Below are 16,879 nucleotides of genomic sequence, written 5' to 3'. Positions count from 1 at the left end.
GAGAAAGAATCTATGCCAAATAGAGAAATTCTCTTATGAAGTCGTGTTATTCCAAGGAACCGTTCTAGTTTCTATGACTTGGTTTATCGCTTGTAAGACCGATTGTTTTTGTTTTTTCATGGTACTCATAAAGCTTCGTATCTGACAAAAAGATTCTGCGCCTTTCTTACTTCGGAAAGTCCCAGACACTTTCTGTTTTACTTTCGTCATCCGAATATCCCGTTCTGCTTGATTGTTATCAAATGGAATGGCTGGATGTTCTAAAAACGCTAGAATTCTGTCAGAATACTTGACGAAGCGATTCCATAAATTTTGAGAAGGCGTCTGCTTTCCTTTCTTCTTTTGTTTCGTGGAAAGAATCTGTTGTTCTTTCAATATGGATTGATACATAATAAACAGATTCTTTTGCGTCGCTTTTGGCATGGTACCTTCGGATTGCTTTTTCATCGTCAACGCTTGCGTTAGAAATTTCTGCATCTGTTGTGCCCATTGTTCTCCAGTACTATCTATAATTCCTTGTAAATCTCGTAAGAGATGGGCATTACATAAAACGTGACGACAATCTGTATACGCATCATACGATTTCCAACCATCATGCATCGCAATTCCAGAAAAAGATGGCAAGATTTCTCCAGCATCCATTGCTTCTTTTCCACGTTTTTGATGAATATGTTGCAATGTCACCTCCGGTGTACTGGCAGTATGTAACCATTGTGTTTTGTTTTCTACACGCATACCAGTTTCATCAAAATGGACAACAGGAGACTGCAGAATCTTTTCCTTTACTTCTTTTATGAATGGCTGCAATTGAGAAGCGAAAGCCTGTGTATGATTTACCAGGGTTCCTTCGCTTATAGAATGTCCAAAACAATCCTGAAAGAATTCTTTTGTTCGCTTCAAAGAAATGCATTGATAATGCGTTAAATAGGGAATCAGTCTTTTTATATTTGGACCATATTGAACAGGACGAGATACTGTCGAAGGAAATTGGGCTTCTTGGATAGAATGGCAATGTGGGCATTCTTTCTGTTCTACTTTATGTTCTGTCACTTCGATCTGAATAGGTGGTAAGTCATACACTTGGCGAATGCGATACCCTTTTACAGGCTCGTGGTTCAAGGAAGTATGACAACAAGTACAATATGTAGGAGAATGTGTAATCGTATGATCTGGAGTCGCTGTCAAACCAAGAGTATGTCCCTTGTGGCCCAACTGGCCACCCGTTTGACGATGAGACGGTTTGCGCAAACTTTTTGTAACGGGCTTACCCAAACCATCTGTAGAAGGTGGCTTATGACTATTTTTGGAGTTTTTTTTTGAAGCATTTTCTAGTTCTTGTATACGTTTTTCTAACTTAGAAAATGTTTCTTCAAATAAAGAAATAACAGCTTCAGGTCCTTTTTTATATGTATCTAAAATAATTTTTCGATCGACCATAAGATTCACCTCCCCTGTTTGATATACTCAGTATTTACAAATGGGAGGCATATGAAACTAGTAAAATTTAAAAAAGACACCGAAAGGTGGCTGAGTAGTTACCTTTTATTTTATTAATTATTGGTGTGTATCCAACAGCAATTAACGCTTTAACTACACTTAACTTACCTTTAATCGTGGTTATCGGTGCTGGTGTTATGGTTGGATTTGTTGTAAGTAGTAAAGGCATTAGTTTTTTATTAGATCGTTATAAAAGTATGACATTTGCGGCAATTATTGGACTTGTAATCGGTTCGATTGTAATTGTATTCCCTGGGATTCCGACTGGTGGATTTTCAATTATAAGTTCAATCATTACCTTTATTTTAGGATTTGCGATTGTTACTTATTTCGGTAAGAAATAAGGGCTTTAATCCCCTTGGCGATAAAAATCGTTAAGGGGATTTTTCATGCTATTCATTCAAAGTATAAGCATTTACATTGCTTGTTATAGAAAGCTTTTTTAAAATTGCTGAGTAGCATATGCTTAGCGAAAGAGGACTGGCTCCTTCGTTGTAGCAAACTGTTTTTGATAGTATAATGAAAGAAGTATGCAGTAAGAAATTTTACTGCAAGTAGCTGAGGTGAAGAAACATGCAAAGAGTGACAAACTGTGTGTTAATTAGAGATAATGAAGTACTCTTACTCCAAAAACCTCGCCGAAATTGGTGGGTTGCACCAGGCGGGAAAATGGAGCGTGGTGAGACTGTAAGAGATTCCGTTGTTCGCGAGTATCGTGAAGAAACAGGTATTTATTTGAAAAACCCAGCGTTAAAGGGGGTCTTCACCTTTGTCATCCAAGAAGGTGATAAAGTTGTTTCTGAATGGATGATGTTCTCCTTTTTAGCGACAGATTTTGCAGGAGAAAACAAACTAGAGAGCGAAGAAGGCATCATTGGTTGGCATACATTTGATAAAATTGATGATTTAGCAATGGCGCCAGGAGATTATCACATTATTGATTATTTAATTAAAGGAAATGGCATAATCTACGGTACATTTGTATATACCCCAGATTTTGAGTTGCTTTCATATCGATTAGATCCGAGTTAAACCGTCAAGGAGAGGATACAATGACAGAGAATAATGATATAAAAATGGTAATTATTACAGGGATGTCTGGAGCCGGAAAAACAGTAGCTTTACAAAGTTTTGAAGATTTAGGATATTTTTGTGTGGATAATTTACCACCGATGTTATTGCCAAAGTTTATTGAGCTTATGGCGGATTCAAAAGGGAAAATGAATAAAGTGGCACTTGGTATTGATTTACGTGGCCGCGAGTTTTTCGAACATTTATGGGGAGCACTTGATGATTTATCAGAACGTACATGGATTATTCCTCATATTTTATTTTTAGATGCGAAAGATAGTACGCTTGTAACTCGTTATAAAGAAACGAGACGTTCGCATCCACTTGCACCAACTGGTTTGCCGTTAAAGGGAATCGAAGCAGAGCGTAATTTATTAACAGATATGAAGGCACGAGCGAATATTGTGCTTGATACATCGGATTTAAAACCGAAAGAATTACGTGAAAAAATTGTTCACTTGTTCTCAACAGAAACTGAGCAAGCATTTCGTGTAAATGTTATGTCATTTGGATTTAAGTACGGTATTCCAATTGATGCAGATTTAGTATTTGATGTTCGTTTTTTACCAAATCCATACTACATTCCACATATGAAGCCATTAACAGGACTAGATGAAGAAGTTTCTTCGTATGTACTGAAATTTAATGAGACACATAAGTTTTTAGAGAAGTTGACGGATCTGATTACTTTCATGCTGCCTCATTATAAAAGAGAAGGCAAAAGTCAACTTGTAATTGCAATTGGATGTACAGGTGGACAGCATCGTTCTGTTACGCTTACAGAATACCTTGGGAAACATTTGAAACCAGAGTATAGTGTTCATGTATCTCATCGTGATGTGGAGAAGAGAAAGGGCCATTAAGGGATGAAAAAAGAGAGAAAGCCTAAAATTGTCATCATGGGAGGCGGAACTGGACTCTCTGTTTTATTAAGGGGATTAAAGCAATATCCTGTTGATATTACAGCAGTTGTTACAATTGCTGATGATGGTGGCAGTTCGGGTAGATTACGTGATGAGCTAGAAATTCCACCTCCAGGTGACATCCGTAACGTACTTGTTGCGTTATCGGATGTAGAGCCACTGGTGGAAGCTTTATTTCAGCACCGTTTCACAACAGGAGACGGACTGAAAGGTCATGCGTTAGGAAATCTATTGTTGGCAGGTATGACCTCGATTACAGGAGACTTTTTCCATGCAATTACAGAAACAAGTAAAGTATTAAATGTCAGAGGACGTGTATTACCAGCAGCGAATCAAAGTGCGGTACTTCATGCGGAACTTGAAGATGGGGAAATTGTAACAGGTGAATCAAAGATTCCTTATTACGGAAAGAAGATTAATCGTGTCTTTTTAACTCCAGAAGATGTAGAGCCATTGCATGAAACGTTGGCTGAGATTAAACGAGCTGATTTACTTGTTTTCGGTCCTGGAAGTTTGTATACGAGTATATTGCCCAATTTAGTTGTTAACAAAATTGGAGACGCTGTTCTTGCTGCAAAGGCGAAGAAGGTATATGTATGTAACGTTATGACACAAGCGGGTGAAACGATGGGATATACTGCTTTTGATCATGTGCAGGCGTTACACGATCATTTAGGGCAACCATTTATCAATACTGCAATTGTAAATAACCGTGAGATTCCTTGTGAATTACGCAAGTCATATGAGGAAGAAATGTCTACACCAGTTGTAGTGGATGAAGAACGTTTTGTTGAAAATAATATTGATGTTATTCAAGAGGGATTAGCGAAGTATGATGATCATGTTGTAAGGCATGATACGTTAAAGTTAGCGTCCATTTTATATTCATTGTTATAAATATGCGTTGCCTCGTTTGAGGTAGCGCTCCTCATTCATATAGGACAAGAATTTTGTTCCATAATAATCGTATAAGGAGGTGTTGACTGTGTCATTTGCATCAGAAACAAAGAAAGAGTTGACGAATCTTGAGATGAAGGAATGCTGTGAGAAAGCAGAATTATCAGCGTTACTTCGAATGAACGGGTCGCTTTCTTTTTCAAACCGTCGTCTATCTATCGATATTCAAACGGAAAATGCGGCAATTGCAAGAAGGATTTATACGCTTTTGAAAAAAGGATATGACGTGACGGTAGAATTGCTTGTCCGTAAAAAAATGCGCTTGAAGAAAAATAATGTATATATTGTGCGGCTTGTTGAGAAGTCTCGCGAAATATTAGCTGATCTTCATATCGTTCGAGATGACTTTTCATTTATTCGAAATATATCAGAAGAATTGATTGAGAAGAAATGTTGTAAACGATCGTACTTACGTGGCGCATTTTTAGCAGGTGGTTCAGTAAATAACCCAGAAACATCATCTTATCATTTAGAAATCTTTTCGTTATATAAGGAACATAATGATGCTATATGTGAACTGATGAACGGATTTGATTTAAATAGTAAGACGTTGGAAAGAAGAAAAGGGTACATTACGTATTTGAAAGAAGCAGAAAAAATTACAGAGTTTTTAAATATTATAGGTGCTCATAATGCACTTTTAAGATTTGAAGATATTCGAATCGTACGTGATATGCGTAATTCTGTAAATCGTTTAGTGAACTGCGAAACAGCTAATTTAAATAAAACAATTGGTGCAGCACTAAGACAGATTGAAAATATTCGTTATATTGATGAGACAGTTGGTCTTGATATTTTGCCGGATAAATTACAGGAGATTGCACAATTACGAAGAGATTATCAAGATGTAACATTGAAAGAGTTAGGTGAGATGGTATCCGGGGGGAAGATTAGTAAGTCGGGTATTAATCATCGTTTGCGTAAAATCGATGAAATCGCAGAGAAATTACGCGCGGGGGAAACGTTAGTAAAAAAATAAGAGGTTAAAGGGGAAATGGAGCTGTGGTTCAAAAACGAGTTCAGGTTTCATTAAAAAACGGTTTACAAGCACGTCCGGCTGCGTTGTTTGTACAAGAGGCAAATCGCTTTCATGCAGATATCTTCATCGAGAAAGATGGAAAGACAGTAAATGCAAAGAGCATAATGGGGATTATGAGCTTAGCAATTGGAACTGGAAGCATGATAACAATTACAACAGAAGGTTCAGATGCAGAAGAGGCTTTAGAAGCATTAGCTGTATATGTACAATAAGAAGCTATCGCGTATATGCGATAGCTTTTTTGTTTTGTTGTTTGTGCGGATTAGCGGGGAGGGGTATTTAGCTGGTTTGTCCTTGTCGGAGATTGTCGGTAAATCGATATGTTGTGTCGAACCGTTGATATATTAAAAAAATCGTTGATATAATTTAAATTTTGTTCGATATAATTGAAAAATCGTTGATATATTTAGGTGAATACCAGAGTGGGTATCCAGAAGGAGGTGCATGATAATAAAAAAGCACCCTGTAATAGGGCGCTTTTTTATGTATCCAGCTCCAGCGGCTAGAATCTCCGGTCGCTTCGCCCCTTCATTCGAGGCAAAAAGCGCCTCGGAATCAGGTGCTCCATCGCCCTGTGATTCTGAACGAGCCGCTTCCGCTTTTAAGTATTAACGATTTGTAAAGATCTTATCGATTAAACCGTATTCTAAAGCTTTTTCTGCTGTCATGAAGTTGTCGCGGTCTGTGTCGCGTTGTAGTACTTCAAGTGGTTGACCAGTGCGGTCAGCAAGAATTTGGTTTAGTTTTTCACGTAAGAATAGGATACGTTTTGCAGCGATTTCGATTTCAGTCGCTTGACCTTGTGCTCCACCAAGTGGTTGGTGAATCATTACTTCACTGTTTGGAAGTGCGTAACGTTTTCCTTTTTCACCTGCTGCAAGTAAGAATGCACCCATAGATGCAGCCATACCGATACAGATTGTTGATACTTGTGGTTTAATAAACTGCATTGTATCATAGATTGCCATACCCGCTGTGATAGAACCACCAGGGCTGTTGATGTAGATGTGAATATCTTTTTCTGGATCTTGAGATTCCAAGAATAAAAGCTGGGAAACGATTGAGTTAGCTACGTTGTCATCAATTGCACTACCAAGCATAATGATGCGGTCTTTTAATAGTCGAGAGTAAATATCGTAAGCTCGTTCTCCACGATTTGTTTGTTCAATTACTGTAGGAATTAAATTCATCTGTTATTTCCTCCTTATAAAGCTTTCTTAGTCTTATAATACAATTATGGTCAATAAAGGTCAAACGAAACCACTTTAAATCAAAAAAATATGTAGTTGTACCATGAAATATTCGCTATGTTTTCGAAATTCCCTGCTTATGTATCTTCAACATCATAACCGAATTACATAAATTTAAACGTTACGAAAACTGGAGAAAAAAGAAAAGAACGCCTTTTAACTGAAGCGTTCTTTCGATAATTAGTTCTTTAAAAGATAGGTTACTTTATTTAAAATCTTTTCGATTTGTTTCGCGTTTTTACTATACATTTCGCTTGCTGACTTCGACTTTGTTTCTAGGGAAAATAGTTCAAGATCAGCATGACATTTTTTTAAAGATGCTAATAATAAAGGTTTGTTTTGAGGAGAAGGCATTTGGAGTTTGTCATTGTAAATGTCGATAGTAAGTTGTCCGTATGAATCCACTTGACCAAGGAAGACATTTTCAATAACAACACCGATTTTTTCTAATTCTGAATGTAGCCAAGCGCGGTTATGTCCGCTTGCTGAAAGAGGTTCATCTAGTACATTTCCATCCATAATAACAGTTTGTGGTTCTTTTTCATTTGGCACTTTTAAACCGAGATCTTTTGCTGTAAGTGGCTGAGAATCTTTCTTTAATAGTACATTTAATTCTCCACTCGGTTCTAAGACCGCAAATTCGACTTCCGCTATACTGAATGCACCATTTCCTCTAAGAAGTTCAAGTAACTCATCACTTGTATATTTCTCTTTCTTTAAGTTATCCTCAAGTACTTTTCCGTCTTTTATTAGCACTGTCGATTTTCCTTCAAAGAAATCTCTAGCGGCTTTGTTTTTTAAGGAAAGAATGCCAACAAAAAAAGGTACCGAGGCGAAAATAAGTATTGCAAAGACGCCGTGGAAAAATTTTGAATCAAGCCCTGTAGATACTTGGGCAGCGATGACACCGATTGTCATTCCCGCTATGTATTCAAAAAAGGAAAGTTGAGAGATTTGCCTTTTTCCTAAGCACTTTGTAATAGTGAATAAAATAATTAATATGAATACAGAGCGAAGGATGACAAGTGTCCATTCCGGTAGGTGAGACATAGTCATTTCCTCCAGTCTACTTAAAACCCTTTATATTGAGGTTCTTCACGTTCTAATACTGAAACTCTATCCTGTAAATCAGCGATGACACTGTCCATTTCTAACATACATTCATGAAATACGCGTTTTGCTTCATCGTCTGTAGAGTTTAGCGAAAGGGAACTTAAGCTTGCTTGAGCTCCCCTTACACTAGCAAGGCAAGTTTTTACGCTAGCGATAACAGTCATATAAACACCTCTTATCCTTTCGGTTTGAATAACAACGCTCCAATGAAGCCGAAAATAATAGCTGCTGATACACCGGCGCTCGTTACTTTAAACATGCCGGTAATAACGCCAACGATGCCATGTTTTGCAGCTTCTTCCATTGCGCCATGAACGAGGGCATTACCAAAGCTTGTAATAGGTACAGTTGCCCCGGCTCCAGCGAAATCAATTAATGGCTCATACAAATTAAATCCATCTAATATAGCTCCAGCAACAACGAGTGTTGCCATTGTATGAGCGGGTGTTAGTTTGCCGACATCAAACATAAGTTGGCCGATTACACATATGAGTCCGCCAATGACGAAAGCCCAGAAAAAAATCATTGCGTTGCACCTCCAAATTCAATCGAAACGGCATGAGCGATACACGGAATCGTTTCTTCTTGTTGGAATGTAAGTGGAGATAGTAAAGCGCCTGTCGCAACGACAAGTATTTTTTTGAACTCTCCTCTTTTCATTCGGTTTAATAAATGACCGTAAACGACTGTTGCGGAACATCCAGGCCCGCTAGCACCAGCTATGACAGGTTGTCCTTCTCTATAAATGATAATTCCGCAATCTTGAAATTGTTTGCTCGTTACTTTCGTTCCGTGTTTATGTAGTAAGTCATAAGCAATTTCGCGTCCTACATGTCCGAGATCGCCTGTTACGATTAAATCGTAGTAAGAGGCATCAATTTGGCGTTCACGTAAATGGGCTTCAATTGTGTCAACTGCAGCTGGAGCCATTGCGCCTCCCATATTAAACGGATCCGTTAATCCCATATCAACCACTCGTCCGATTGTTGCAGAGGTTACTCTTGGACCGTGTCCAGTATCGCTTAAAATAGCTGCGCCGGCGCCAGTTACTGTCCATTGTGCAGTAGGTGGCTTTTGTCCGCCGTATTCGGTAGGATAGCGGAATTGTTTTTCTACAGCTGCATTATGACTGGATGCACCAGTTAATAAATATTTTGCGCCTTTTGCATTTACGATACTTGCCCCAAGTGCTAAACCTTCCATGGAAGTAGAACAAGCTCCGAATAATCCGAGATACGGAGTGCCGAGTGTGCGGCAAGCAAAGCTTGTAGGAGTAATTTGATTAATTAAATCCCCTGCGAGTACGAATTGAATATCATCTTTACGAAGTTCTGCTTTTTCAGTAGCGCGACTACAAGCTTCTTCGAATAAAATTTTATGTGCTTTTTCATAGGAATCTTGTCCAAGCCATAAATCTTCATGAAGGATATCGAAGTCTTCTGGGATGTTCCCCTTTGCTTCAAATGGTCCACCGACAACCCCTGTTGAGATAATGACTGGTTTGTTTTCAAATACCCACGTTCGGTGTCCTTGTAACATTTATAGCCCTCCCCATTGAACGAGAATCGTTTTAATAAGTGCGATGACGAAAGCGGAAAATACACCAAATAAAATAACAGAACCCGCTAGTTTAAACATATTGCCGCCAACGCCAAGGACAAATCCTTCCGTTCGATGCTCAATACATGCTGCAATAACAGAGTTACCAAATCCAGTAACAGGTACAGCTGTGCCAGCACCAGCAAACTGCCCAAAACGATCGTATATACCAAATCCAGTTAGTAACATAGAAATGAAAATAAGAGTTGCGACTGTCGGATTTCCTGCTGAGCGTTCAGTGAAATCAAAATATGTGATATAAAAAGTAGAAATGAGTTGTCCGATGAAGCAAATAAAACCACCGACGAAAAAGGCTTTTATACAATTTTTTAAGACAGGTCTTTTCGGTTCGCGTTCTTGTTCGAATTTTTTATACTCCTGTTGTACAGGAGTTAAGTTTTTATCTTTACTAGACATTGCAATCCTTCCTTTTCTTTTAAAAAGCGTTAAGTGTTAGACTCCATTTTTTTACCAATGAATTTTAATTGTTTATTAATTTCATCTTTAGATACTTCTTTTTCCTTAATTTTTCTTTCGAGTTTTTCGAGTAACATAAAGATTTTTTTATCTGTACTGACACGAACATCGAAAGTAGGATGCTCATCACTTAGCTGCTTTTGAAGCTTCTTACGAAGAGGTTTTAATCCAAACCTTTCGTGATGCTCAGGTGTAACTGCTATGTAGAGATCTAAATTTGAATTCACTGCTGTGCTTTTTATAATTTCATCCATAGCGAGAGCTCTTTTCTTCGCTCCTTGTGATATAGATTGATTAAAGGATTCCGTACTCGTCTTTGTTAACTTTGGACCTTTTTCTTTCTCCGTTCGTTTTGCTTCTTCTTTCACTTTTTTATCTAAAGGACTATTATCACATCCGGTAAAAGAGCTAAATAGAAGTGCAAATAATGCGGTTATGAGGCCGAGTTTTCGCATAATTATCATTCCATTTCTATTGCAATATGTAATGTGATAGAAAAAGGATGACTGCATATCATCCTTTTTCTATTTCACAGCAAGACTGATTCGTTATTGCTGTGAGTATTGTGGTTCTTCTTGTTGGACTTCTTCAACGCGTGGGTTTAAAGAATCGATAATCGTTTGTGTTTGCTGCGCAGCTGTTTGGAAAAGTTGCTTCGCTTGTTGGTTATCCGTATCAAGAGCGAATCCCTCTAAGCTAGCTTGTGCACTTTTTAATCCAGAAACAGTTTGCTTTAGTTTCGTAATTACAGTCATTGAATGAAGCCCCCTTTGGAATATCAATTCAAAGATTATAATTTGTGAGTTGGGGTGAATTTATGATTGGAAAATTTAGGGGTGAAATAGATTTTATATGCCTTTAGCTAAGATGCATAAGGTATTACGGGGATATTTTTATTGATTTAGATGGATTTTATTGCTATTATTATGAGAAGAAAATGAAGTGTTTTCTATAATCATGCGCCCATAGCTCAGTCGGATAGAGCGGTGGTTTCCGGTACCACGTCTGCCGGGGGTTCGAATCCCTCTGGGCGCGTCAAAAAGTCCTAACTTACGTTTTGTAGGTTAGGACTTTTTTGTTTATCTCATTATTTGAGGGTTAAACAAAACAAACTGATGGAAGTCTCATTTTATATGTGTACTTTCAAAATGCCTTGTCTCATTGCTTCTGTTAAAGCTTCGGAGCGTGATCCTACTTTTAATTTTTTGAAGATTTTTGTTAGGTTGTATTCTACAGCTCTTGAACTCATGTACAGTTCATCAGCAATTTGTTTATTGCTACTTCCTTTAGAGACGGATTCTAAGATTTCTAATTCTTTTTGTGTAAGAAGAGCGGTTTTATTTTCAAGTTGTTGAGTCGTTATATCGTCTGTACGTAGTTGACGTAATAACGAAATAGGAAGTAAAGTATATCCGTTTACAGCTGCACGAATTGCCATTAATAGCTCTTGCTGAGAAGCTGATTTACTAATAATGCCGCTGATACCAGAGTTTATTAATAAATTGAATTGGGATACGTATTCAAAACCTGTATATAAAATGATTTTTGCATCTGTTTGAATATGTAATATTTTCTGGGCGAGTTCAATACCACTGCAATTGGGCATATTCATATCCAAGAGGTATACGTCAAAAGGTATAGCATCACTTTTTATAAGTGCTTCCTGTTCATTTAAAATATATTCTGCTTGCATATCTTCTTCTAATTCAATCATGCTCTTTGTTCCTTCGCCTACAATTTGATGATCATCTACAATTAATACTCGAATCATTATTTACCACCTCGGAATTGTAATGTTTATTTGAAGTCCTTTTTTTGCTTCGGATACTATATGTATTTCTCCACCAATTGATTGAAGCCTTCCTTTTATACCGGAAAGCCCCATATGCTGCTTAGGAGAGTGGGGAGTGTCTATATTAAAACCTTTGCCGTTGTCTCGGTAGTCTAGGAAAATACAGTTATTCTCTTCCCATAAAAAAATCGATACGATGGTTGCCTCGGAATGTTTATCTGCGTTTGTTAGTAGTTCTTGAATGATGCGATATAAAGATAAAATTTTGTCAAAATCGTAATGATGTTCTTGAATTGATTCATGATCAAATTGAATTTGAAACTGCACTCGTAATTGTGTTTGGGCTAGCAATTCTCTTAATGCACCAATTAAACCAGCATCTGATAAAAGTGATGGACGCAATTCATTACATGTGTCGCGAATTTGTTGTATTACATCGTGCATACCGAAGTGGATTTTTTTCAGTTCATTTTTTAATTCTAGTGGAACGGATTTGTTTTTTAGTAAAGAGTCTAGTTTGCGGTACCATACAATTTGATCTTGTAATGCAGAGTCGTGTAAATCTGAAGCAAGTCGGCGCCTTTCTTGTTCAGAAATTTGAAAGAGTAGGCGTGATAAGCTTGCAGAATTTGTTTTGGATTCTAAACTCTCCTGCTCTAGAGAATGAATAATTTCATTAATGGTATACAAGTTTTCGTAAATAAGACGGACGTATGTCGTGACAGTGATGAACCATGATTTTTCATGCGTATTATATTTAATATTATTCACTTTTGTTCCAATCCAGATGTAGTGTTTTATATGTTTAGTAGAGTATAAGTAAATACCGATGCATCCATCATCCTCTAATAAATCATTAATTAGTAATGCTGCCATACTCCATTTTTTCTTTTTAGAAAGTGTGAAATCTTTCGTTTGTCCATATCCGTTGCATCGTGTATATGTGTTTTCTTTCATATCATATTGAACAAATTGAATAAAAGAAGGTTTCAACATCGAAACGATTTCATTAGTGAATTTTTTCTCTAACTCTTCTGTTTTCATAATAGATGATAGCTGTGCGGTAAACTGTTCAATATTTACGTATAAGTTTGTTTTAGTCCGAAAGAGGTGATTACGAAATGTAAAATCTAATCTTTCTTTTAATATGAGAAATAGAATATTTAACGGAAAAATAATAATAAAACTTTGCAGCAGTCGAGAGAGAAAATTGTCTTTGTAATAAATGCTCCAGCTCGTAATGATTGCAATTAATAGAGTTGGGATTAATGACAGAAATGCGTAATACCGTAAACAATCAAATACAAAATCTACATCAAAAATCTGCTTCGTCGCTACTAAATAAAAATAACCGATTGGAAGAGCGATTAGGAACATAGCTCCAATATCTGCTGAGAGAATCGGTGTACTGAATATTGCATCTGGAAGGGCATAGAGTGTAACGAACGGAAAGAAGGCAATGGAATGAATCGTGAGCATTAATTTTAAAAATGGTTTATGTACTGTATTGTGATATTTGATATAGGCACGGATTAAAAAATATATGCAAAAGATAATATTTATTGAAAGGTAAATTAGTTCTAATCCATCGGTATTAACTACGGGAAACGGAATGAACATCGTTAAAATAGAGAGTGATAGTAAAATAATGCCAATTGCAATATCGATTCTTAGAAATCTCATAGAAATGACGTATAGTTGCTTTTTCTTGAATAACTCATTCAATAATAAAATGAGAGACATAGGTGTACCTTGAAATACAATACTTAAAATAATGAGGGCGATAAAATCACCTTTACCAGATTCAACTGCGATTAGAAGACTTGAGGAAGTCATGAATAGAAACGTAATCAGAAAGAATGTTTCCCGGCTCAAAGGCTTCTTTGTATAAAGAAAAATAGATAACCCTAAACAAATAAAAGCGAGTAGGAAGGGAAAGTATATAGAAATAATTTTGTCACGAGAATCAATAAAATGTTGTGTTCCTTTATAAGTTTGGATGATATCGCCTTTTTTAACTTGTATTTCAGATGCATTTAGTGATTGGTTTTGATATCCAGGAAGTATTCCTAAATGAGGCTTTTCTTTATTTATCGAATAGATTATATCTCCTTCTTTTAAGTCCGTATGAAAAGCCCAACCGGAGGATTTAATTTTTGCTATTGTGTATGTAGCTGAGTCTGTTTTAGAAATAAGAACGCCACTATATGGTTGGTTTATTTTATATAAGATATAGCCTTGTAAACAAAAATACAGGATAGTTACACATAAAATGAAAACGAAGTTACGTTGTATCTGCAACGGTTTGGACACCTCTCTTTGTAGGTATATCGTTTAATTTCTGAATATTTTTATAATAACATTTAAGAAGTTTTCATACAATCAACTTCATCTGTTGAAATTGCGGTGAACCACATAAGAGTGGTTCGCTTTTTTTACGGTAAATACAGTACGGATTGCGGACAATAGCATCAGAAAGAAGTCTATGATAAAGATACAACTTAACAAGTCAATGAAGGAGGAAATAGTTATGAAAAAGTTTTTGTTGATGGTAGGCGGGATGGTATTAGGAATGGCGGTTATTTATTTCGTAAAAAGCTAAAAGGAGCTGTTATGGATGGCATTTGAAATTCAAGGTTTAAATAAAACATTTGGTGAATATAAAGCCGTTAATGATTTAAATATACGTGTAGAAGAAGGTGGAATTTTAGGGATGCTGGGCCGAAATGGTGCTGGTAAGACGACAACGATTCGTATGATCTTAGATTTAATCAAACCGGATAGCGGCCAAATTCTATGGAATAATCGCCCTTTTTCAAAGAAAGACCTATCTATTGGCTATTTACCAGAAGAGCGTGGATTATACCCGAAAATGAATGTAGTGGAGCAATTGGTGTATTTCGGCAAGTTAGAAGGAATGCCAGCTAATCTTGCAAAAAGGCATGCGTTACAGTGGCTAGAAAAATTAGAAATGACACCACATTTAAAGAAGAAAACAGAGGAATTGTCAAAGGGAAATCAACAAAAAATTCAATTGATTTCAGCGATATTGCATAATCCGGAATTCATCATACTAGATGAGCCATTTAGTGGATTGGATCCTGTAAATGCAGAGATGTTAAAAAATGTTGTACTTGAGTTAATCGCGCAAAGAAAAACGATTATCTTTTGTAGTCATCAAATGGACAGTGTAGAAACGTTCTGTGAGGAAATTTGTATTATGAAAAACGGTCAAATTGTATTATCGGGTGCCTTGTCAGATATTAAGAAAAGTTATCAATACAAATATATGACGTTACAAACGGAAGGGGATATTGAACCGATTCTTAAGAAGAAAAATTTCAATTTTGAAAAAGTTAATCGTACGTTCATGATTAAAGTTAATGATGGAGAGGATGCATTTTCGCTGCTTGAAGACATTAAAACTAAACAATATATCCGAGATGTTTCTATTAAAGAACCTTCTTTACATCAAATCTTTGTTGAAAAGGCGGGTGCATAAGTAATGAGGAATTTCTGGATTGTTTTAGGGCAAACGTATTGGGATCGTGTGAGGGCGAAAATATTTATTGGGATGACATTGTTATTAATAGGGGGAGGGATATTCTTATTCTCCTTTCCAACTTTAGTACAAAAGTTTTCTGGAGAGAAAGAAAAAGCAAAAGTTGTATTTATTTCCGAAGCACCTAATGTTACTTTGGATCAATCTAATCTTAGTAAAGCTCTTCCAGAATGGGATTGGTCTTTAGGTGATAAAACAAAATTAAATCAATATAAGCAAGATTTGTTAGATAAGAAAGTCGAAGCGCTCTTTATATTAAAAGAGGGTGCGGGTGCTGAACCAGTATTAGATTACTTTATGAAGGTGGATAATCCTAAGTTGATTCAAAGTGCGCAGGTATTTGTACAAAATCAGTATTTTCAAAGTGCGGTAGTTAAACAACAGTTATCAGAAGAGGCTGTGAAATCACTGACGATGAACGTGCAAGCGAAAAAGCAAAACTTAAATAACGAAGAAACAAGCTCATTCTTACTGGTGTATTTATTAGTGGCGATTATGTACTTAGCAATTACTTCGTATGGAAATGCGATTGCTACAGCGGTAGCGTCAGAGAAGGCGTCGCGTGTTATGGAAGTGATGGTAACGAAGGTGTCGCCTGTTCACATGGTCTTTGGGAAGATATTAGGAGTCGGTCTTGCTAGTTTGACACAGTTATTTATTTTCTTCCTTAGTATGGCGCTATATATTAAATCTGGAATTTTTAAGGTATCGGATTCGTTTTTTGGAGTGAATATTGATGTAAATATGATTACAGGTGAGCATGCTGCATATTTCTTGTTATATTTTGTTCTCGGTTACTTCGTTTATGCGGCACTTTTCGCAGTGTTTGGTTCTATGGTAAGCAGGCCAGAAGAATTATCCGGAACAACGATGCCGATTACTCTTATATTGATGGGAAGCTTAGTGGTGGAGTTATTAGTAGTACTTGATAACCCTGAAGGGCTAGTATCAAGGGTGACATCATATGTTCCGTTTACAGCCCCAATTAGTATGGTAGTTAGGATTATTAATGGATCCGTTGGGAGTTTAGAAATTATTACATCTATGGTTGTATTACTGGCTAGCATTAGCTTAATTGCTATGTTTGCAGCGAAGGTCTATCCGAAAGGTGTATTAAGAAGTGGTAAGAGCCTTAAATTCATTCAATTGTTAAAAAATAATTAATTGCAGGGGGGAATAAATTATGGGATTTTTTTCGAAAAGAAAACAAAAAATGATGGATAGTAATAACGAGAGAAGCGTGAAAAAAATAGTTGAGTTGTCTGTGGAAGAGATGAGAGGAATTCAAGGAGCGTCTAGTGAATCGAACGATTATCTCTATGATTCCTATGTAATTAGGAATCAAAGTTCCTTAGCTTTAAATAAGAGGTTTCTTTCTTAATTAAGTATCGTAAAAGAGTAGTTAGGCATAGTGAAGTGTCACTATACCTAAACTGCTCTTTTTATTTTGGAATTGAACAGAGATAAATTTAATGTTGTTATATATAAAATTAAGGGTTACTATTAGTATGTGGTAACAAATAATTGAGTTTATTATTTTCTTTCAATATTATTCAAATTTAGGTTGTAAGTTGTAAATCTCATTAATACATATAAATT

Annotated in this window: 19 protein-coding genes, 1 tRNA gene and 1 pseudogene; 10 read left to right on the top strand and 11 right to left on the bottom strand. The window is 36.5% G+C overall.

Features of this window, described 5'->3' with window-relative positions:
* Positions 1 to 33: 33 nt before the first annotated feature.
* Positions 34 to 1,437: an IS66 family transposase gene (gene tnpC, locus AC3WVZ_RS24680; RefSeq protein WP_100910632.1), complete on the bottom strand. Its 1,404-nt coding sequence runs from the start codon at positions 1,435 to 1,437 to the stop codon at positions 34 to 36.
* A 104-nt stretch (positions 1,438 to 1,541) separates the two neighbouring features.
* On the opposite strand from tnpC, the pseudogene AC3WVZ_RS24675 reads away from it, so the two are divergent.
* The 6 genes and pseudogenes from AC3WVZ_RS24675 to AC3WVZ_RS24650 form a co-directional block, all read left to right on the top strand.
* A pseudogene (locus tag AC3WVZ_RS24675) lies at positions 1,542 to 1,841 on the top strand (undecaprenyl phosphate translocase family protein); the annotation flags it as partial.
* A gap of 229 nt (positions 1,842 to 2,070) precedes the next feature.
* A complete protein-coding gene (locus AC3WVZ_RS24670) occupies positions 2,071 to 2,529 on the top strand; it encodes an NUDIX hydrolase (protein WP_001190080.1) in 459 nt (152 codons plus the stop codon).
* Positions 2,530 to 2,549: 20 nt separating this feature from the next.
* On the top strand, positions 2,550 to 3,431 hold the full coding sequence (rapZ, locus tag AC3WVZ_RS24665) for an RNase adapter RapZ (RefSeq protein ID WP_000138459.1): 882 nt from the start codon (positions 2,550 to 2,552) through the stop codon (positions 3,429 to 3,431).
* 3 nt (positions 3,432 to 3,434) lie between these two features.
* Positions 3,435 to 4,388 carry a gluconeogenesis factor YvcK family protein gene (locus AC3WVZ_RS24660; protein ID WP_000712188.1) on the top strand — a complete coding sequence of 318 codons (954 nt, stop codon included), beginning with the start codon at positions 3,435 to 3,437 and terminating at the stop codon, positions 4,386 to 4,388.
* An 88-nt stretch (positions 4,389 to 4,476) separates the two neighbouring features.
* Positions 4,477 to 5,427 carry a DNA-binding protein WhiA gene (gene whiA, locus AC3WVZ_RS24655; RefSeq protein WP_233935543.1) on the top strand — a complete coding sequence of 317 codons (951 nt, stop codon included), beginning with the start codon at positions 4,477 to 4,479 and terminating at the stop codon, positions 5,425 to 5,427.
* A 23-nt stretch (positions 5,428 to 5,450) separates the two neighbouring features.
* Positions 5,451 to 5,699 (top strand): HPr family phosphocarrier protein, encoded by a 249-nt coding sequence (locus AC3WVZ_RS24650; RefSeq protein ID WP_065212328.1) that lies wholly within the window; start codon positions 5,451 to 5,453, stop codon positions 5,697 to 5,699.
* Between the two features lie 396 nt (positions 5,700 to 6,095).
* On the opposite strand, the gene clpP is transcribed toward AC3WVZ_RS24650, so the two are convergent.
* The 8 genes from clpP to AC3WVZ_RS24610 form a co-directional block, all read right to left on the bottom strand.
* Positions 6,096 to 6,677 carry an ATP-dependent Clp endopeptidase proteolytic subunit ClpP gene (gene clpP / locus AC3WVZ_RS24645; protein ID WP_001049162.1) on the bottom strand — a complete coding sequence of 194 codons (582 nt, stop codon included), beginning with the start codon at positions 6,675 to 6,677 and terminating at the stop codon, positions 6,096 to 6,098.
* A 240-nt stretch (positions 6,678 to 6,917) separates the two neighbouring features.
* On the bottom strand, positions 6,918 to 7,787 hold the full coding sequence (locus tag AC3WVZ_RS24640) for a DUF421 domain-containing protein (RefSeq protein WP_233935541.1): 870 nt from the start codon (positions 7,785 to 7,787) through the stop codon (positions 6,918 to 6,920).
* A 20-nt stretch (positions 7,788 to 7,807) separates the two neighbouring features.
* Positions 7,808 to 8,014: a DUF1657 domain-containing protein gene (locus AC3WVZ_RS24635; protein ID WP_000215916.1), complete on the bottom strand. Its 207-nt coding sequence runs from the start codon at positions 8,012 to 8,014 to the stop codon at positions 7,808 to 7,810.
* 11 nt (positions 8,015 to 8,025) lie between these two features.
* The gene (spoVAE, locus tag AC3WVZ_RS24630; RefSeq protein ID WP_000575919.1) at positions 8,026 to 8,376 is read right to left on the bottom strand and encodes a stage V sporulation protein AE; all 351 of its coding nucleotides are present in this window, start codon (positions 8,374 to 8,376) and stop codon (positions 8,026 to 8,028) included.
* Positions 8,373 to 9,389: a stage V sporulation protein AD gene (gene spoVAD / locus AC3WVZ_RS24625; RefSeq protein ID WP_100651745.1), complete on the bottom strand. Its 1,017-nt coding sequence runs from the start codon at positions 9,387 to 9,389 to the stop codon at positions 8,373 to 8,375. The genes spoVAE and spoVAD overlap by 4 nt, the downstream gene beginning before the upstream one ends.
* Positions 9,390 to 9,866, bottom strand: a complete 477-nt coding sequence (gene spoVAC / locus AC3WVZ_RS24620) for a stage V sporulation protein AC (protein WP_000095399.1) — start codon at positions 9,864 to 9,866, stop codon at positions 9,390 to 9,392.
* Between the two features lie 29 nt (positions 9,867 to 9,895).
* Positions 9,896 to 10,381, bottom strand: coding sequence for a YhcN/YlaJ family sporulation lipoprotein (locus tag AC3WVZ_RS24615; protein ID WP_001228545.1), 486 nt, complete (start codon positions 10,379 to 10,381; stop codon positions 9,896 to 9,898).
* 93 nt (positions 10,382 to 10,474) lie between these two features.
* On the bottom strand, positions 10,475 to 10,681 hold the full coding sequence (locus AC3WVZ_RS24610; RefSeq protein ID WP_000216166.1) for a DUF1657 domain-containing protein: 207 nt from the start codon (positions 10,679 to 10,681) through the stop codon (positions 10,475 to 10,477).
* Between the two features lie 204 nt (positions 10,682 to 10,885).
* On the opposite strand from AC3WVZ_RS24610, the gene AC3WVZ_RS24605 reads away from it, so the two are divergent.
* Positions 10,886 to 10,961 (top strand) — tRNA-Arg (locus AC3WVZ_RS24605).
* 94 nt (positions 10,962 to 11,055) lie between these two features.
* Here AC3WVZ_RS24605 and AC3WVZ_RS24600 read toward each other — a convergent pair.
* Together AC3WVZ_RS24600 and AC3WVZ_RS24595 are read right to left on the bottom strand one after the other, a co-directional pair.
* A complete protein-coding gene (locus AC3WVZ_RS24600; protein WP_233935539.1) occupies positions 11,056 to 11,697 on the bottom strand; it encodes a response regulator in 642 nt (213 codons plus the stop codon).
* A gap of 3 nt (positions 11,698 to 11,700) precedes the next feature.
* Positions 11,701 to 14,019, bottom strand: a complete 2,319-nt coding sequence (locus AC3WVZ_RS24595) for a sensor histidine kinase (protein WP_233935538.1) — start codon at positions 14,017 to 14,019, stop codon at positions 11,701 to 11,703.
* Positions 14,020 to 14,335: 316 nt separating this feature from the next.
* On the opposite strand from AC3WVZ_RS24595, the gene AC3WVZ_RS24590 reads away from it, so the two are divergent.
* From AC3WVZ_RS24590 to AC3WVZ_RS24580, 3 genes are read left to right on the top strand one after another with little or no spacing between them, the layout of a single operon-like run.
* A complete protein-coding gene (locus tag AC3WVZ_RS24590) occupies positions 14,336 to 15,220 on the top strand; it encodes an ABC transporter ATP-binding protein (RefSeq protein WP_000863489.1) in 885 nt (294 codons plus the stop codon).
* A 3-nt stretch (positions 15,221 to 15,223) separates the two neighbouring features.
* Positions 15,224 to 16,444: an ABC transporter permease gene (locus AC3WVZ_RS24585; protein ID WP_063246367.1), complete on the top strand. Its 1,221-nt coding sequence runs from the start codon at positions 15,224 to 15,226 to the stop codon at positions 16,442 to 16,444.
* A gap of 19 nt (positions 16,445 to 16,463) precedes the next feature.
* Positions 16,464 to 16,661: a hypothetical protein gene (locus tag AC3WVZ_RS24580; RefSeq protein WP_000505575.1), complete on the top strand. Its 198-nt coding sequence runs from the start codon at positions 16,464 to 16,466 to the stop codon at positions 16,659 to 16,661.
* Positions 16,662 to 16,879: the final 218 nt, after the last annotated feature.

Source organism: Bacillus sp. CPT56D-587-MTF, assembly GCF_058792335.1.
The sequence above is the reverse complement of the archived record's forward strand: the minus strand, read 5'-3'. Positions and strand labels throughout refer to the sequence as shown.

What these genes read in the sequence shown, in the direction of transcription:
- tnpC (WP_100910632.1), bottom strand. Translation starts at nt 1,437, where the DNA reads ATGGTCGATCGAAAAATTATTTTAGATACATATAAAAAAGGACCTGAA.
- AC3WVZ_RS24670 (WP_001190080.1), top strand. Translation starts at nt 2,071, where the DNA reads ATGCAAAGAGTGACAAACTGTGTGTTAATTAGAGATAATGAAGTACTC.
- rapZ (WP_000138459.1), top strand. Translation starts at nt 2,550, where the DNA reads ATGACAGAGAATAATGATATAAAAATGGTAATTATTACAGGGATGTCT.
- AC3WVZ_RS24660 (WP_000712188.1), top strand. Translation starts at nt 3,435, where the DNA reads ATGAAAAAAGAGAGAAAGCCTAAAATTGTCATCATGGGAGGCGGAACT.
- clpP (WP_001049162.1), bottom strand. Translation starts at nt 6,677, where the DNA reads ATGAATTTAATTCCTACAGTAATTGAACAAACAAATCGTGGAGAACGA.
- AC3WVZ_RS24640 (WP_233935541.1), bottom strand. Translation starts at nt 7,787, where the DNA reads ATGTCTCACCTACCGGAATGGACACTTGTCATCCTTCGCTCTGTATTC.
- AC3WVZ_RS24635 (WP_000215916.1), bottom strand. Translation starts at nt 8,014, where the DNA reads ATGACTGTTATCGCTAGCGTAAAAACTTGCCTTGCTAGTGTAAGGGGA.
- spoVAE (WP_000575919.1), bottom strand. Translation starts at nt 8,376, where the DNA reads ATGATTTTTTTCTGGGCTTTCGTCATTGGCGGACTCATATGTGTAATC.
- spoVAD (WP_100651745.1), bottom strand. Translation starts at nt 9,389, where the DNA reads ATGTTACAAGGACACCGAACGTGGGTATTTGAAAACAAACCAGTCATT.
- spoVAC (WP_000095399.1), bottom strand. Translation starts at nt 9,866, where the DNA reads ATGTCTAGTAAAGATAAAAACTTAACTCCTGTACAACAGGAGTATAAA.
- AC3WVZ_RS24615 (WP_001228545.1), bottom strand. Translation starts at nt 10,381, where the DNA reads ATGCGAAAACTCGGCCTCATAACCGCATTATTTGCACTTCTATTTAGC.
- AC3WVZ_RS24610 (WP_000216166.1), bottom strand. Translation starts at nt 10,681, where the DNA reads ATGACTGTAATTACGAAACTAAAGCAAACTGTTTCTGGATTAAAAAGT.
- AC3WVZ_RS24600 (WP_233935539.1), bottom strand. Translation starts at nt 11,697, where the DNA reads ATGATTCGAGTATTAATTGTAGATGATCATCAAATTGTAGGCGAAGGA.
- AC3WVZ_RS24590 (WP_000863489.1), top strand. Translation starts at nt 14,336, where the DNA reads ATGGCATTTGAAATTCAAGGTTTAAATAAAACATTTGGTGAATATAAA.
- AC3WVZ_RS24585 (WP_063246367.1), top strand. Translation starts at nt 15,224, where the DNA reads ATGAGGAATTTCTGGATTGTTTTAGGGCAAACGTATTGGGATCGTGTG.
- AC3WVZ_RS24580 (WP_000505575.1), top strand. Translation starts at nt 16,464, where the DNA reads ATGGGATTTTTTTCGAAAAGAAAACAAAAAATGATGGATAGTAATAAC.